Raw genomic sequence first — 15,729 nt, 5'->3', positions numbered from 1 at the left:
GGATGCAGCTGACCCGGCGCGGCGCCGCCGTGCTCGTGCTGGCGGTGCTGCTGCTGGTGGGCGGCCAGTGGGGCGGCTACCCGGTGCTGCGCGGGCTCGGTGCGGTGCTGCTGGGCACGGTGCTCGCCGCGGTCGTGCTCACCGCGCGCGGGATGCGGGTCGGGGTTCGCCGCACGGTCTACCCGGACCGGGTGGAGCGGGGCAGCATCGCCGTCGCCCGCCTGCGCGTCCGCAACCCCGGTTCCGCCCGCCAACCCGCGCTGCTGGCGACCGACGGTCTCGCCGATCTGCCGCAGACCGTGCGGATCCGGCCGCTGCGCCCCGGCACCGAGGCGACCTACCACTACGAGCTGCCCACCGGCAGGCGCGGCAAGTTCGACGTCGGCCCGCTCGTCCTGCACCGGGAGGACCTCTTCGGCCTCGCCCGCAACCGGCTGGCCACCGGGGCGACCTCGACGCTGCGGGTGCACCCGAAGCGGCACCCGGCGCGGGCTTTCGCCGCCGGCCACTCCCGGCACCACCACGAAGGCGCGAGCACCGACGACGCGCTGCGCGGTTCGCTGGACCTGCGGGACGTGCGCGAGTACGTGCCCGGTGACGAGATCCGGCACGTGCACTGGAAGGCGACGGCCAGGAGCGGGCGGCTCATGGTCCGCGCCCTCGCCGATCCCGAGCAGCCGCGGTTCACCGCGCTGCTGGACACGCGGCCGGGAGCGCTGCCCGCCGCCGCGTTCGAGGAGGCGGTGGACCTCGGCGCGTCGCTGCTCACCGCCGCAGCCGTCGCCGGCAGGCACAGCAGGCTCGTCGCGTCCTCCGGGCTGGACGTGCCCACCTCCGGCGGCGCGCACGCGGCCCGCGCCCTGCTCGACGCCCTCGCCGAACTCGCGCAATCCGGTGCTCCGGGCGCCGCGGTGGTGCCCGACGCCCTGGCCGCCCGCCGCGGGACTGGCGGCTGCCTGGTGCTCATCACATCGCCCGCGGTCGACCTGGCGGAGCTCTCCCTGCTCCGGCACCGGTTCTCCGCGATCTTCGTGTTCGCCGTGGGCGATCCGGGGCCGCGCGCGACCGCGGTGGCCGGGGTGCGGGTGCTCGGCGCCGCCGATGCGGCGCACGCCGTCCGGTTGTGGAACGAGGTGGCCGGGTGAGCTCGGTGTTCGTGGTGCTGGCGGCAGCGGTGGCCGGGCTGATGTTCGCGCCGGTGTTCGGCGTGTCCGTGCTGGTGTTCTCGGTCGGCGTGCTCACCGCGGTGCTCGTCGCGGTGGCCGCGCTGGCCTCGCGCCGAGCCGGGCTGACGACGTGGCTGCCGCTGCTGCTCGCCGGCGTCGGTCTCCTCGTGGTGGTCGAGAGCATGCTGTGGTCCACCACGGTCGCGGGTCTGCCGACGGTGGAGACGCTGCGCGCGCTGGCGTTCGGGGTGACCGATTCGTGGCAGCTCGCGCTCCAGTCGACCTGGCCCGCGCGGCCGGACGCGCAGCTGTCGCTGTTCGTGCCGCTGCTCGTGGTGGCGGCGAGCGCTCTCGGCACGGCGTTGCTCGAATGGTTCCGCTCACCGATCGCGGCACTGCTGCCGAGCCTCGCCGTGGTGGTGCTCGCGCAGCTGTACTCGGCGGCTTCGGGATGGGCGGCCGTGTTCGCCGCGCTGGCCTACGCCGCGGCTGCGGGCGCGCTGCTCGTTGCGGTGCGCGGCGAGACCGTGCGCGATGATCAGGACGCGAACCGGCTCGCGGCCACGCTGCTGCCATCGGCCGGGTCGGCCGCGGTCGCCCTGGTGTGCGCCGTGGTCGCGGGAGCGCTGGTGCCCTCGCCAGCACCCCGCTACGCGCTCAAGGACGACTGGTCGGCCCCGGTGTCCGACGTTCGCGTCACCAGCCCGCTCGACGAACTCGTGCACCGGATGACGCACCCGGACGACGTGGTGTTCCGGGTCCGCGGCGCGGACGCCGGCCGGTGGCCGGTCGTGGTGCTGACGGAGTTCGACGGCACCAACTGGTCGCCCGGTGGCCGCTACCGCAGGCTCGGCACCGAGCTGCGGCCGAGCCCCGCGGTCACCGTGCCCACCAGCCCGCGCAGCGCCGACGTCGAACCGGTCCGCATCAACGGCCCCTGGCTGCCGAGCCAGACCTGGCCCGCGGGCGTCCGCGGCGCCGACCCGCTCGTCGAGGAGGATCAGGGCACGCTCCTGGCCACCGGCCCCGCCCCGGCGAGCGCGTACACGCTGACCTGGTGGGAACCGGAGATCAGCGCAGATGCGCTGCGCGGGGCCGAGCTCGACCCGGACGCACCGGGTGGCCTCGCCGGGGTCGGCACGGTCCCGGAGGGCGTCTCCGGGCTCGCGGAGCGGGCGGTGCAGGGGCTGCGGCCGACCTTCGACGCCGCGCTCCAGCTGGAACGCCACTTCCGGCAGGAGTACCGGCTCGCGGCCGGGGAGAACCTGCCGACCGGGCACTCGTGGCCGCAGCTCACCCGGTTCCTCCTGCAGACCAAGCGCGGCACGAGCGAGCAGTTCGCGGCGGCGTACGTGGCGCTGGCGCGGATCAGGGGCATCCCGGCGCGCCTGGTCGTCGGCTACGCCGACCCGGCGGCGTCCACTGCGGACGGATCACGGGTGGTCCGCAACGGCGACGCCGTCGCCTGGCCCGAGGTCGCGGTCGAGGGCGTCGGCTGGGTACCGCTCGACCCCACGGGAACCGCGACCGCATCGGGCAGCAGGACCCGGGGCGGGGTCGGGTCCGCGACCGAGCGGGCGCGCGACGGGCTGCCCGCATCGCAGGACCTCCGGGACCCGCCGGTCCCAGCGGGCGAGCGGGACGACGGCTCCGGCGCGGACGGCGCGGGCTTCCGGCTGTGGTCGCTGGGCGTTCCGGTGGGCTTGATCCTGCTGCTGCCCGGCGGTGTCCCGGTGGCCACGGCGATCCGCGCGCGGCGGAGGCGGCGCCGCAGCGGAGCCGGTGCGGTGATCGGCGCGTGGGAAGAGGTGCGCGACCGGCTGCGGGCGCACGGCGTCGCGGTGTCGGCCGGAATGACCGTGCGAGACCTGGCCGCCGCCGCGGGCCGGATCACCGATCAGACCACAGTGGACGGAATACACCGCCTCGGCGGAACGGTGGACCTGGTGCTGTGGTCGGGCGCGGCCGGGGATCCGGGCAGCGGCGACGCCGCGTGGGCCGCGGTGCGCAACGTCCGCGCGGGCCTCGCGCGCCGCGGCTTCCGCGCCCGGCTCCGGGCCGCGCTCGACCCGAGAACGCTCCGGCCGCCCCGCTAGTCGGCGCAGACGGCTCTGCGGATGGACTTGTACTCGCTCTCGTAAGCACCGCGGCTGTTGCCGCCCTGGATCCGGAAGCAGTACTTGCGCACCGGGTCCACCGCCAGCCGGTAGGTCGTGACGCGCTGGACGTACTCGTGCCGGGTCGGCTCGCCCTCGGCAGCCACCACGATCACGAAGTCCAGCGGCTCGCCGCCGACCGGTTCGCTGCTGCGCCAGGACAGCTCCACGTAGTTGCCGCGATCGACGGCGTCGAGCAGTTCCAGCTCCACGGGCGGAATCGCCGGGACGCCCGCCGTGCTCGGCAGCGCGGGAGCGGCGGTCACCTGCGGCACGGCCACCTCTTCCGGGTTCCGCACCAGCAGCACCGCGGCGGCCGCGAGCACCGACAGCACGCCCAGCCCCGCGAGGACCCGCCCGGTGCGGAACGCGCGTTTCGGCTCGTCCGCCGGGCCGAACTCCAGGATCGGGGTGCCCAGCGGTGGCGGTCCCGGCGCCGGGGCGGACGCGGGCACGATCGCCGGGAGGGGCACGGTCGGCGGGTCGTCCCCGGGGTCGCCGAAGTCGTCGAACGCGGCGTCCTGCGCCACCGCGGCAAGACCGGACAGCTCACCGAGGCGGACGGCGACCGCCGCCGCATCGAGCGGCCGGGCGTGCGGGTCCTTGGCCAGCAGAGCCGAGAGCAGCTGGACGAGGCCGGGCGGGAGGTCGGTGCGCTCCAGCGCGGGCACCGGAGTGCCGTCGAGCACCCGCAGCAGCCGCTCCTCGGACCGCTCCCCCGACCGTCCGGGGTGCGGCGCGGTTCCGGACAGCGCGAAGCGGAGGACCGCGCCGAGGCCGTAGAGATCCGAACGCTCGTCCGCCGAACCGTCCCGGACCGTCTCCGGCGGCAGGAAGTCGACGGCCCGCTCCGGGTCCGGCGGGAACGCGCGGCGCAGCGCGAGGCCGAAGTCGGACAGCACTGCTTCGCCGGACGGCCGGAACAGCACGTTGCCCGGCGTGACCCCGCCGTGCACGACCCCGGCACCGTGCGCGGCGGCGAGCGCGGTGGCGAGCGACTCGCCGAGGTCGAGCGCGTCCGGCACCGACATCGGCCCGGACGAGGCGACCAGCTCGGCCAGCGACTCCGAGCACAGCTCCATGCGCAAGGCGAACCGGCCGTCGGGCAGGTCCTCGGCCGCGTCGGCCACCAGCACCGGGACGCGCCCGCGGAGGGCGGCCAGGGCGCCGAGCTCGGCGGTCAGCTGCGCCCTCGTGCGCCGGTCGACGCCGCCCGGGTAGACCTTGAGCGCGAACGCCTCACCGGCGCCCTTCCGCTCACCGGCCAGCACGGTGGCGGCCGGACCGGTGCCCCACGGGACCAGATCGCCGGACATGTCCTCAGAAATCGCCATGGTGCTGCCCATCTTCACGTCCGCATCGCCGTTCCGCCAGGGCCATCGCTACCACTGCTGCATCGCGGCCTCGCGATCCAGACCGGGGCCGTGCGGGATCCGGGCCACCAGCCCGGCGGGCAGCCGGACCGGCCGGGTCCCGGCGTAGCCGAGAGCGCCGAGCAGGTCCGGGTCCGCCAGCGGGTAGGCCTTGCCGAGATCGGTCACCACCGCGAGGGCCCCGGCCGGGGCCTGCGCGCTGGGCATCACCTCGATCACGGCTCCGCCACCGGGCGGCACCAGCACCTCGTCGGCGAGCGCGACGCCGCCGCCGGTCCGGCGCGGTGTGGCGATCGCCGAATTCCCCGGCGGCAGCACCGGATCCACCGTCAACCGCGGTGCGAACGAGCCGGGATCGAAGGTCAGGCACACGATTCCCGCGGCGCTGGTGGCGAACGAGGGCCGGGTGCTCGGCGGGGCACCGGCCTCGGCGGGCGCGGCCGGTCGTTGTTGCGCCTCGGCCACCGCGAGCGGGCTCAGCGGGATGCCCACCGGCTCGCCGCCGGGATAGGCGGCGGTGGTCGGCTGGTGGGCCAGCTGGATGTCGAACGCCAGGCCGGTGATCGGCCGCAACCGGTCGGGCTCGGCGAGGAAGCGCTGCACCGCACCGCCCGAGGTGGTCATCACCAGGAGCTGCCCGACCCGCAGGTCCGGCCGGCTCGGCACCGCGGTGGACGGCTGGCCCGCGTCCGGCACCGGGATCGGGCCGATCGGCTCGCCAGCGGGAATCAGATCGACGATCGCGGGGCCGACCTCCAGCGCGGGCCCCGCCCCCAGCGCCAGCCCGACGACGACCGCGTCGGCCCGGCTGATCCGGTGCCGGTAGCCGCCCGCGATCAAGAACTGCTCGTCCGCACCGGGCACCTGGACCAGCAACGCCCCCGCGCCGGCGGCACCACCGGTGGGCTGCCCTCCGACCAGCAGCGCGGAGCGGTGCACGGTCGCACCGGTGAGGTCCGTGCCCGGCTTGGAGCACAGCGTCCAGCCGCCGTCGAGGAGCCGGTCCGGGTCGGCGAGCGCGTCCGGCGCGTCCGGGATGCCGATCCGCGGCCCCCTCGGCGCGCCCGCCAGCGAATTGCCCGACACGCTCCGGGTTTCGGCGTGCTCGCCGAGGGCCAGCAGCGCCGAGGAGTAGTTCGCGACCGGGTGCAGCTTGCCGTGGAGGTAGACGTACCGGGTACCGGTCTCCTTCTCCACGATGACCGACTTGCCGTCCTGCCAGGCCAGATTCCCGCCCGGGAAGATCAGCCCGAAGACACCGGCCACGACGAGCGCGATCACCGCCAGCCCGAGACCGGCGAACGCGGCGGCGCCGGGACGGCGGAACGGCGGCTGCTCCGGATCGGTCTCGCGGGTCACGAGCGCGGAAACCGCGCGCTGGACCAGGAACTGGTGGGCTTGCAGCTGCTCGCGGTTGGACGCCATGTCAGCCGCCCAGCCCGCGCAGGTAGCCGTACAGGCCGAGCACCGCGCAGACCACCGGGAGGACCGCCAGCACGACGACCACTTCCAGCAGTTCGGCGATGCGCCCCAGGTACGGACTGGGATCGCGGGTGCTCAACCGCAGGCCGGCCAGCACCGCCATCGCGCCCAGCACCACCACGACCGGCCCCGCGATCAGCAGCAGGTTCGAACGATCCGCCATCAGCGGACCCACGGCCAGCAGCACCGCCCCGGTCGCTCCCGCGATCAGCACCGCGATCCGCTGGGCTGCGACCGGGTGGAGCCGGGCTCGGAGCAGGAGCCCGGCGGTCAGCACCGCGACCAGGATCAGCGCCGCGCCATCACCGCTGCGGACCAGCAGCGCCTGGCACGCCGCGATCACCGCCGCCAGCCCGGCGATCATCCCGGTGAGCAGCGCGTCCGCGCGCACGACCGCCGCGTAGACCGCCGACCGCGGTGGCTGCGGGTCGTCGCGCAGCAGATCGGCGGTGTCCCGGGGCAGCACCGGCATCGGAACCCTGGCCAGTCGAATGGCCAGCGGGGCCAGCAACGGCGAGAAGGCCAGTCCCGCGCCCGCGACGATGGCCGCCGCCCCGTGGCCCTCGATCGAATCCGCGGTGCTCAGCCAAGCTCCGAGAGCGGTGAGCAGGCCGACGGTCGCGGCCGCGACGAACAGCGCCGCCCGGTCGACCACGCCGAGCAATCCGACCACCGCCGCGAGCAGCAGCGCCGCGCCGGCGGCCAGCAGGTGCGGCGCGCCGAGCGCGAACCACGGCCGGTCACCGGCGAAAAGCAGCCCGCCACCGATGAAGGCGCACGGCAGGGCCGACGCACCGAGCACCGCTCCCGCCCCGGCGTCGCCGAGGGCCCGAGCCAGTGCCACACCGGCCACCAGCGCCAGTGCCGCGAGGCCGAGCGCCCACAACGCGGCGGGCGGCCACGGCGGACCGGCGCGCAGCACGGCGACCAGACCCGACCCGAGGGCCACCGCTCCGGCCGCGAGCCCGGCGCACCGCGTGTGCCGCGGCCCCCAGGTGCCGCGGGTGCGGGCCGAGCCGGCCGCGATCGCCTCCACCAGGTCGTCGTACTCCAGCTCCGGCCACTCGGTCGTGGCGGGCATCAGGTGCAGGACCTCGCCGTCTGCCACCCGGTGCGAGGCCGGCGTGCGAGCCGGTTCCAGCACCGAACCGTCGGCGCGGCGGAGCACCCACCCGCCGGTGCGCACCCCTCGGTCGGCGAGGTGCTCACCGGCCTGCCGGACCAGCCCCGGCAGGATCTCGGCGACCGGAGAACGCTCGGGCAGCGCGAGGTCGATCCGACGACCCGGCGCCGCGATGGTCACCCGGACCAGTCCCGTCGTGTTCATGCCGCTCTTCCCTGAAGTCCGCGACGCCGGCGATCGCCGGCGCAGGCCCGAAAACGGGGCCACGACCAACGATCGCCGAATCAACGCCGCCGGAGAACCGGTGCGGCAGCTAGCGGACACGCGGATCCCGCGCACGCCGAATGACCGGGAGGGAAGCCCCCTCCCGGCCACCGTCCCCCCGGCTCACCCCTCGTGCGTGACGCTCAGCCCGTAGATCTCCACCTCGCCGTAGTTGTCGTCGCTGCACGGCGACGACTTCTCGCAGTTCGCCTGCGTGTACGCCCCCGCCTTGAAGTAGCCGCCGGAGAAGCGCTTCGGGATCGTGGCCCGCAGCTCCCCGTTGTAGTAGGCCTCGATCTCGCCGTCGGCGACCACGAACTTCGCCTGGAACCTGGTGCCCAGCACGTAGTCGTCGGTGACCAGCACGTGCTTGTCGTCGCCGTCGGTGATGTAGAGCTTGCTGCCCTCCAGCCGGAACACCGAGACGTCGTCGCTGTCGTCGTGGATCTGCCCGGCGACGACGTGCGGCTTGTCCTCGGGCAGCGCCGTGATGGCCTGGTCGATCACCATCGTGTGGGTGCCCGAGGTCGACGACCAGTCCGCCTTGGTGCTCCCGGAATCCGTCATCTCCCGCAGCTCCGAGCGCGGGTAGTCCGACCCGCTGGTGGTGACGCCGTCGACCGCGGCCCGGAACCGCACGGCCGAGCAGTCCGGGCGCGCGGTGAACCACGGATCGATCGAATAGGTGGCGAGTTCCGGCTGCTCGACGTTCGTCGGCTCCTCGTCATCGCCGACCGGCAGCCCGACGTACCAGTTCTCCAGATCCAGCACCTCGGCCGGGTGCTCGCAGGTTTCCGCCGCGACCGGCGGCCGGTTGTCCGCCGCCGACGCGATCGCGTGCGGCATCCCGGCGATTCCGACCGCGAGCACGCCCACCAGAGCCGCATGACGAGCCTGTGTCATCGGACCTCACTTCCGTTGGAACCCGAATTCGGGTTGAGCACGAGATGTCGATGCGCGAGCACTGAGTTCGCCATACCGGCGAACCCGCCACCGAGCGCCGTTCGACAAGATCCGGGCCACCATATGGCGCTGCGGCACGACCCGACCGCGCCGTGACCTCTTCAGGCCACCGGCAACCCGGCCTTCTTCCGCGCGCACCAACGCCAACGCCGTCCAGCGATCGGGCGCGGTCCGTCAGATCCATTGTGGACACCGCTGGTTCACGCAAAAGTCCCGCATCGTCGAATTCGTTACACAGCACGGAAAAATTAACGCGACCGCGCTGTGATGATCAACTCACCAGTTCGGTCGCCAGCCGTTCCAGTGATTGGCGGAATTCCGCACAACTGCGCCCCTCTCTCGGGGGTCTAGATATGCGGGTCCTCGCGCACACCCCGAATCGAGGATCCGCTTTCACCCCACAAGGAGGAGACGTACTGATGACTGCGATCCAGTTCATCGGCCGCTCGTTCGCGGTCGCCGCCCTGCTCCTCGGCGCGGTCCTGGTACCCACCAGCGCCAACGCCGAAGGTGCGGAGACCCGGCTCAACCTCACCGTCCAGGACCTGCACGGCCAGACCGCACCCGAGACGGCCACGCTCACCTGCGAGCCGGCCGGCGGCTCGCACCCGGCCGCGTCCGATGCCTGCGCGATCCTCGTTCAGGCGGCCGGCAACATCGCCGACGTTCCCACGCAGTCCCCGAACGCGACGTGCCCGCTGATCTGGCGGCCCGTCGCCGTGACGACCACCGGCCTGTGGAACGGCACGCCGATCGACTACTCGAAGACCTTCCCCAACGACTGCGTCCTGCGGTCCGAGCTCGGAGCGATCTTCGACTTCTGATCGGCGGCGAGCACGGCCTGGCAGGCGCGCCCCTCGGCCTGCCAGGCCCTCCGCGCGCGGCGGCGGTCATCCCGAAAACCGTTGACCGGTACCGGGATCAGGGCCGCAGCGAGGCCAGCAGCAGGTCGGCGAACTGCGTTCCGACGTCCTCCCCGGTCAGCTCGCCGTCCTGGCGGAACCAGGTGCCCAGGTGGTGCACCGCGCCGAAGAAGAAGTCCACCACCAGGTCCGGCGACTTGTCGGCCCGGAACACCCCGGCGCGCTGGCCCTCCTCGATCAGCCCGCACACCCGCTCGTGGTAGCGGCGGCGCTCCGCGCGGACCTCCGCCTGCTTGTCCGGGTGCAGCAGGTGCATGGAGCGGAAGAAGATCTTCGTGTCGTCCAGGTTGGCCGCCGTGGTGGCGACGACGTCGGCGGCCACCGCGTGCAACCGCTCCTGCACCGGGGCGTCGGCGGCCGCCGCGCTCTCCATCCGCGCGTGCTGGACGCGCAGAACTCGCGCGTAGATCTCGTAGAGCAGGTCGTCCTTGGAGCCGAAGTAGTGGTACATCGCCCCCTTGGTGACCCCGGCGGCATCCACGATCTGCTGCACCGAGGTCAGCTCGTAGCCCTGCTCGGCGAACAGCCGCGTCGCCACCGAGAGCAATCGCTGCGGGACCGGCTCGTCCCCCGCTGCCGTCGCGGCAGTGGTGCGGCCGCTGGCCACCCGCGCCATGTCTACCTCCCGTGTCGGTCCCGCTCAGCGTATCGAGCCGCCGGTCCGCCGCGCGGCGGACCGGCGGGATCAGCCCAGCTTGCGCTGGAGCTTGCGCATGCCCGCCTGCCACCGCTGCGGCTGACCGGCGCGCAACGCGTAGTAGTCGGCGACCTCCGGGTGCGGCAGGACCAGGAACTCGCCGCCGTCCAGCGAATCGGCGACCAGGTCGGCGACCTGCTCGGGCTCCAGCGCCCCGTCGTCGAGCAGCGTCTTGCCCGCGTCGCCGCTGCTGCCGAGCATGTTCGTGCGCACGCCCTGCGGGCACAGGGCCTGCACGGTGATGCCCCTGTCCGCGTAGGTGATCGCCAGCCACTCGGCGAAGCCCAGCGCGGCGTGCTTGGTCACCGAGTACGGCGCGGCGTCCAGCATGGTCAGCAGGCCGGCCGCCGACACGGTGGCCAGGAAGTGGCCCCGCCCGCGCTCCAGCCAGTGCGGCAGCACCGCGCGGGCCGCGCGGACGTGCGCCATCACGTTGACCTCCCAGGAATCGGCCCACGCCGCCTCGTCGGCCTCCGGGCCGCCGCCGCGGGAGATCCCGGCGTTGGCGCAGAGCAGATCGATGCGCCCGTGCTCGCCGAGCGCGGCACCGACCAGCGCGCGCACGCCGTCCTCGCCGGCGGCGTCGCCCGGCACCGCCAGGCCGCCGACCTCCGCCGCCACCCGCTGAACGGCTTCGGTGTCCACATCGGCCAGCACGACGTCCGCGCCGAGCGCGGCGAACTTGCGGGCCATCGCCGCACCGATGCCGTTGCCCGCACCGGTGATCACCACGACCGAATCGGCGAGCCGCACCTCACACACCGCCCCTCAGCGTCACGCCGCCGTCGAGCACCAGGACCTGCCCGGTGATCCAGGACGCCTCGTCGGAGAGCAGGAACGCCGCCGCACCGCTGACGTCGGAGGGAACTCCCAGGCGCTGCAACGGGTACTGCGCGGCGACCTCGTCCTCGCGGCCCTCGTAGAGCGCGGTGGCGAACTTCGTCTTGACCACCGCCGGGGCGATGGCGTTGACCCGGACCTTCGGGCCGAGCTCCACCGCGAGGTCCTTGGTGATGTAGGCCAGCATCGCCTTGGTGGCGCCGTAGAAGCCGATCCCGGGCGCCGGGCGCACACCGGCCACTGAGGACACGTTGAGCACCGAACCACCGTGCTCGGCCATCCACGCCCGGTGGACCTGCTGGGTCCACGCCAGCGCGGCGAGCACGTTGACCTCCAGGGACTTGCGCGCGACGGCGGGGTCCACGTCGAGCAGCGGGCCGTAGGCCGGGTTGATCCCGGTGTTGTTGACCAGCAGGTCCACCCGGCCGAACGCCTCGACGGTCCGGGCCACCGCCGCGGCCCGGTGCTCGGCGTCGTCGGCCTTCCCTGCGATGCCCAGCGCGTGCTCGGCGCCGCCCAGCCCGGCCACGGCCTCGGCCAGCGGCTCGGGCTTGCGCGCGGTCACGGTCACCTTCGCGCCCTCGGCCACCAGCCGCTCGGCGATGGCCAGACCGATGCCCCGGCTGGCGCCGGTCACGATCGCCACCTTGCCGTCGAAGCGCTTGCTCATCTGCACCCTTCCTCTCCTCCGGCCCCTCGTCAGGATCTCGTCACCGCAGAGCCCCATGGTGAGACCGACCAGTCGGTACGTCCAGTCAACGACCCCCGTCCGGCCGCGTCAACCCTCCGGCGCTTCGCAACCTCGCCAAACCGTTGACCGGACAGCTGGTCTAGTCCATTTTGCGAAGACGCATCCGGCACCGATCCCCCGGAGGTCTCGATGATGAGACGCCTGGCCACCCTGGCCGCGGCGGCCCTGACCGCACTCGCGCTCGCACCGGCCGCCACCGCAGCCGAGGCACCGCAGGCCCTGCCGAAGCACCAGCTCACCGGCTACTGGCAGAACTTCGTCAACGCCGCCAAGCCGCTCAAGATCAGCGACATCTCGCCGAACTACGACCTGATCGCACTGGCCTTCGCCAACGCCGACCCGGCCCGCCCGGGCGCGGTCACCTTCAACGTCGACCCGAAGCTGTCCGAGGCGCTCGGCGGCTACACCGACGAGCAGCTCAAATCGGACATCGCCGCGAAGAAGGCCGAGGGCAAGTCGTTCGTGCTGTCCATCGGCGGCGAACTGGGCAACGTCGACCTGAGCTCCCCGGCCAACGTGACCAACTTCGTCGATTCGGTTGGAAAAATTCTCACCGACTACGGCATCGACGGGTTGGACATCGACCTGGAGCACGGCCTCAACGTCCCCAACACCACCAGCGCCGTTCAGCAGTTGCACGCGAAGGTGGGCGACGGGTTCCTGCTGACCATGGCCCCGCAGACGCTCGACGTGCAGCCCGGCGGTTCCTACATGCAGCTCATCAACAACCTCAAGGACGTCATCACCGTCGTCCACACCCAGTACTACAACTCGGGTTCGATGAACGGCTGCGACGGCGGGGTCTACAGCCAGGGCTCGGTCGACTTCATCACCGCACAGGCGTGCTACCTGCTGGAAGTGCTGCGCCCCGAGCAGGTCTCGCTGGGCCTGCCCGCCGCGCCGTCGGCGGCGGGCAGCGGCTACGTCGACCCTTCGGTGATCGGCAACGCGCTGACCTGCCTGACCGCGGCCCAGGGCTGCGGGCAGTACACACCGGCCCAGCCGAGCCCCGCGCTCAGCGGCGTCATGACGTGGTCCATCAACTGGGATGCCAGCAGCGGCAACGGATTCTCCAACCCGGTTCGGGCGCATTTGGACGCACTGCCGTAATCAACGCGACTCCGGTCGGGCATTCGGCCCACGACCACGCGGTCGCACAACCCGACCGGAGTCGCCCGCTCGTCACAGTGCGCAATCCACATGCTACGAAAAGTGAGTTTTCGCACCAGGCGCACGTTCGCGCACACATTTCCGGCGAACAGCGCTACCCTGGAGGCATGTCAGCCGCGCTGGAGACCGTGTTGGCACGTGCCGGTTTAAAGGTCACGGCCAACGAATTCCTGACACTGGTCGAGGATGCAGCCAAGAAGCTCACCTCGCCCCAGGGGAACCCGGCCGCGCACTTCAGCGACGCGGAGCGGGTCGCCCTGAGCGAGGCGGGGCTGGACCTGACGCCGCTCGCCGAGACCGAAGCCGACCCCCGCGCCCGCACCGTCGCCGAGCAGGCGGTGCTGCGCGACACCGCGCTCTCGGTCAACCAGGCCGCCGAGCGCATCGGGGTGGACACCAGCCGGATCCGGCACCGGATCAGCGAGCGACGGCTGATCGGCTGGAAGGACCGCGGCGGATGGCGGCTGCCCGCGTGGCAGTTCACCGACACCGACGTGCTCCCCGGGCTGGACGGCGTGCTCGCGCTGATGCCCGCGGACCAGCCGGCGCTGGTGCTGGCCAACTTCATGACGACTCCGCAGGAGGACCTCGAACTCGGGGACCGCCCCGCGAGCCCGCGCGAGTGGCTGCTGGCAGGCGGCGACCCGCAGCGGGTGGCCGAGCTCGCCGCCACCATCGGCACCCCGGCCTGAGCGCTCCCCCCTCCCTTCGAGACCCCACCCCAGGACGTCCATGGCACGGCTACCCCAGCCGCCTGCGCCGGCTGTGCTGCAGGCGATGCTCCGGCGCACCGAAGACGTGATCGCGGTGCCGGCCGGCACTCGCCTGGTGCGCGTGTTCACCACCGGGGGCAACCACCCCCAGCAGTGGAACAGCTTCCGCTACGCCGGCCCGCTGCCGCACGCCCGCTTCGACCCGCACCTGCCCAACGCGCAGGGCGGGCCGACGGTCACCCGCGAGCACGGCGTCCTCTACTTCTCGCTGTCGGTGCAGACCTGCATCGCAGAGGTGTTCCAAGCGACTTCCACAGTGGATCGCCGCACCCGCGGCCCGCAGCTGGTGCTGTTCCGTCCACGTCGGACGCTGCGGCTGCTGGACCTGACCGGGCTGTGGCCGACCCGCGCGGGAGCCTCGCAGGCGATCGCCACCGGCCCCAAGCTCCGCACCCAGGCCTGGGCCCGCGGGATCCGCGCGGCCTACCCGGAACTCGACGGCCTCTGGTACCGCTCCTCGATGGACGCGGGCAACCCGTCGCTGTGCCTCTGGGACCCACCGGCGGCCACAGCGCTGCCGGACTCCCCCGACGTCCTGCTGCCCCTGAGCCACCCGGGACTGGACGTGCCGCTGGGTCGGGTGTGCAAGGAACTCAGCTACACGCTTCTGGACTGAGCGCGGCTTTCGAACTGCTGTCCGTTCCACGACGCGAAAGTGCCCGGGACTCTCGCGAGCCCCGGGCACCTCGGTTCCGGCGGGTCAGGCCTTCTCGGCCTGCTCCGGTGCGGACTCCGACTCGCTGCCGTTCTTCTTCGCCTTGGCCAGGCTGGCCCAGGTGGTGATGGCCAGGACCACCACGATGAAGCCCAGCGACATCCAGTTGGTGATCTCCAGCCACTCCGGCACCAGGTGGTACTCGTGGAACGCGTGGATGATCAGCTTGATGCCGATGAACCCGAGGATCACGGCCAGGCCCACCGACAGGTAGACCAGCTTGTCCACCAGGCCGCCGAGCAGGAAGTACAGCTGCCGCAGCCCCATCAGGGCGAAGGCGTTGGCGGCGAAGACCAGGAACGGGTCCTGGGTGATGCCGAAGATCGCCGGGATCGAGTCCACCGCGAACAGCAGGTCGGCGCTGCCGATCGCGACGATCACCACGAACATCGGGGTCAGGAACTTCTTGCCGTCGATCTTCACGATCGACTTGTGACCGTGGTACTCGTCGGTCACCGGGAACACCTTGCGGACCCAGCGGACCACGGCGTTCTCGCCGTACTCCTCGTCCTCGTCCTTCTTGCGCACCATGCTGATGGCGGTCCAGATCAGGAACGCGCCGAAGATGAAGAAGATCCAGACGAACTGCGCGATCAGCGCGGCGCCGACCGCGATGAAGATGCCGCGCATGACCAGCGCCAGCAGGATGCCGATCAGCAGCACGCGGTGCTGGTGGATGGACGGCACCGCGAAGCTCGACATGATCACCATGAAGATGAACAGGTTGTCGATGCTGAGCGAGTACTCGGTGATGTAACCGGTGAAGTACTGGATGGCGAAGTGCGAATCGCCGAAGATCCAGACACCGATGCCGAACAGGATCGCGCACGCGACGTAGAAAGCGACCCACTTCGCCGCTTCACCCGTGGTGACCTCGTGCGGCTTGCGGTCCACGATCACCAGGTCGAGCAGCAGCAGCAGGGCCAGACCACCGAGCGTGGCGGCCCAGACCCACCACGGGACGTCGAGCTTGTCGACCACTCGTTGTGCCTGCTGGGCGAGCAACGTCACGTCGGCACCCATGAATCACCTCCGGTTCAGGGCACGCGCCAAGGGACCGGAGGTCTCTTCCACCGGCCTGAGGCCGGTCGACGGCACCGGGCTTGTCCAGGCAAGTTCCGTGATGACGACACCGCCGCGAAGGAATACTCCCCTCCACTTGCCAAGATTGTCACTTACCCGCGCACCTCGACACCAGGCGGGGTGCGCATGAGCAACGAACATCACGCACGGGACCGTACGGCGCGGGTCCACGCGCAGCAATGCGAAGAGCCCTCACATCACCCCGACGGCGGCCGAAGCGGGCATTGCACCGCTGCCGATCACCGTTATG

14 protein-coding genes are annotated in these 15,729 nt (G+C 72.4%); 6 read left to right on the top strand and 8 right to left on the bottom strand.

Features of this window, described 5'->3' with window-relative positions:
* Positions 1 to 2: 2 nt before the first annotated feature.
* On the top strand, positions 3 to 1,145 hold the full coding sequence (locus OU416_RS24230; protein ID WP_270929353.1) for a DUF58 domain-containing protein: 1,143 nt from the start codon (positions 3 to 5) through the stop codon (positions 1,143 to 1,145).
* Positions 1,142 to 3,262: a transglutaminase-like domain-containing protein gene (locus OU416_RS24225; RefSeq protein ID WP_270929319.1), complete on the top strand. Its 2,121-nt coding sequence runs from the start codon at positions 1,142 to 1,144 to the stop codon at positions 3,260 to 3,262. The genes OU416_RS24230 and OU416_RS24225 overlap by 4 nt, the downstream gene beginning before the upstream one ends.
* Here the strand turns inward: OU416_RS24225 and OU416_RS24220 are convergent.
* The 4 genes from OU416_RS24220 to OU416_RS24205 all read right to left on the bottom strand — a co-directional run bounded on the left by OU416_RS24220 (position 3,259) and on the right by OU416_RS24205 (position 8,467).
* Positions 3,259 to 4,656, bottom strand: coding sequence for a serine/threonine protein kinase (locus OU416_RS24220; protein WP_270929318.1), 1,398 nt, complete (start codon positions 4,654 to 4,656; stop codon positions 3,259 to 3,261). The genes OU416_RS24225 and OU416_RS24220 overlap by 4 nt on opposite strands.
* 48 nt (positions 4,657 to 4,704) lie before the next feature.
* On the bottom strand, positions 4,705 to 6,120 hold the full coding sequence (gene eccB / locus OU416_RS24215) for a type VII secretion protein EccB (protein WP_270929317.1): 1,416 nt from the start codon (positions 6,118 to 6,120) through the stop codon (positions 4,705 to 4,707).
* A gap of 1 nt (position 6,121) precedes the next feature.
* A complete protein-coding gene (eccD, locus tag OU416_RS24210; RefSeq protein ID WP_270929316.1) occupies positions 6,122 to 7,504 on the bottom strand; it encodes a type VII secretion integral membrane protein EccD in 1,383 nt (460 codons plus the stop codon).
* 183 nt (positions 7,505 to 7,687) lie between these two features.
* Positions 7,688 to 8,467 (bottom strand): polysaccharide lyase family 7 protein, encoded by a 780-nt coding sequence (locus tag OU416_RS24205; RefSeq protein ID WP_270929315.1) that lies wholly within the window; start codon positions 8,465 to 8,467, stop codon positions 7,688 to 7,690.
* A 479-nt stretch (positions 8,468 to 8,946) separates the two neighbouring features.
* On the opposite strand from OU416_RS24205, the gene OU416_RS24200 reads away from it, so the two are divergent.
* Entirely contained in the window at positions 8,947 to 9,351 is a 405-nt protein-coding gene (locus OU416_RS24200) for an SSI family serine proteinase inhibitor (protein WP_270929314.1), read from the top strand.
* A 97-nt stretch (positions 9,352 to 9,448) separates the two neighbouring features.
* On the opposite strand, the gene OU416_RS24195 is transcribed toward OU416_RS24200, so the two are convergent.
* The 3 genes from OU416_RS24195 to OU416_RS24185 form a co-directional block, all read right to left on the bottom strand.
* Positions 9,449 to 10,066 (bottom strand): TetR/AcrR family transcriptional regulator, encoded by a 618-nt coding sequence (locus OU416_RS24195; protein ID WP_270929313.1) that lies wholly within the window; start codon positions 10,064 to 10,066, stop codon positions 9,449 to 9,451.
* 69 nt (positions 10,067 to 10,135) lie between these two features.
* Entirely contained in the window at positions 10,136 to 10,909 is a 774-nt protein-coding gene (locus OU416_RS24190) for an SDR family oxidoreductase (RefSeq protein WP_270929312.1), read from the bottom strand.
* Positions 10,902 to 11,657, bottom strand: coding sequence for an SDR family oxidoreductase (locus OU416_RS24185; protein WP_270929311.1), 756 nt, complete (start codon positions 11,655 to 11,657; stop codon positions 10,902 to 10,904). The genes OU416_RS24190 and OU416_RS24185 overlap by 8 nt, the downstream gene beginning before the upstream one ends.
* 210 nt (positions 11,658 to 11,867) lie before the next feature.
* On the opposite strand from OU416_RS24185, the gene OU416_RS24180 reads away from it, so the two are divergent.
* From OU416_RS24180 to OU416_RS24170, 3 genes are all read left to right on the top strand, one after another.
* Entirely contained in the window at positions 11,868 to 12,848 is a 981-nt protein-coding gene (locus OU416_RS24180; protein ID WP_270929310.1) for a chitinase, read from the top strand.
* Between the two features lie 167 nt (positions 12,849 to 13,015).
* The gene (locus tag OU416_RS24175) at positions 13,016 to 13,600 is read left to right on the top strand and encodes a DNA-binding protein (RefSeq protein WP_270929309.1); all 585 of its coding nucleotides are present in this window, start codon (positions 13,016 to 13,018) and stop codon (positions 13,598 to 13,600) included.
* Between the two features lie 40 nt (positions 13,601 to 13,640).
* The gene (locus tag OU416_RS24170) at positions 13,641 to 14,297 is read left to right on the top strand and encodes an RES family NAD+ phosphorylase (protein ID WP_177242028.1); all 657 of its coding nucleotides are present in this window, start codon (positions 13,641 to 13,643) and stop codon (positions 14,295 to 14,297) included.
* An 84-nt stretch (positions 14,298 to 14,381) separates the two neighbouring features.
* Here OU416_RS24170 and OU416_RS24165 read toward each other — a convergent pair whose 3' ends face one another.
* Positions 14,382 to 15,419, bottom strand: a complete 1,038-nt coding sequence (locus OU416_RS24165; protein ID WP_270929308.1) for a TerC family protein — start codon at positions 15,417 to 15,419, stop codon at positions 14,382 to 14,384.
* Positions 15,420 to 15,729: the final 310 nt, after the last annotated feature.

Source organism: Saccharopolyspora indica (assembly GCF_027853965.1).
Classification (GTDB): Bacteria; Actinomycetota; Actinomycetes; order Mycobacteriales; family Pseudonocardiaceae; genus Saccharopolyspora; species Saccharopolyspora indica.
The sequence above is the reverse complement of the archived record's forward strand: the minus strand, read 5'-3'. Positions and strand labels throughout refer to the sequence as shown.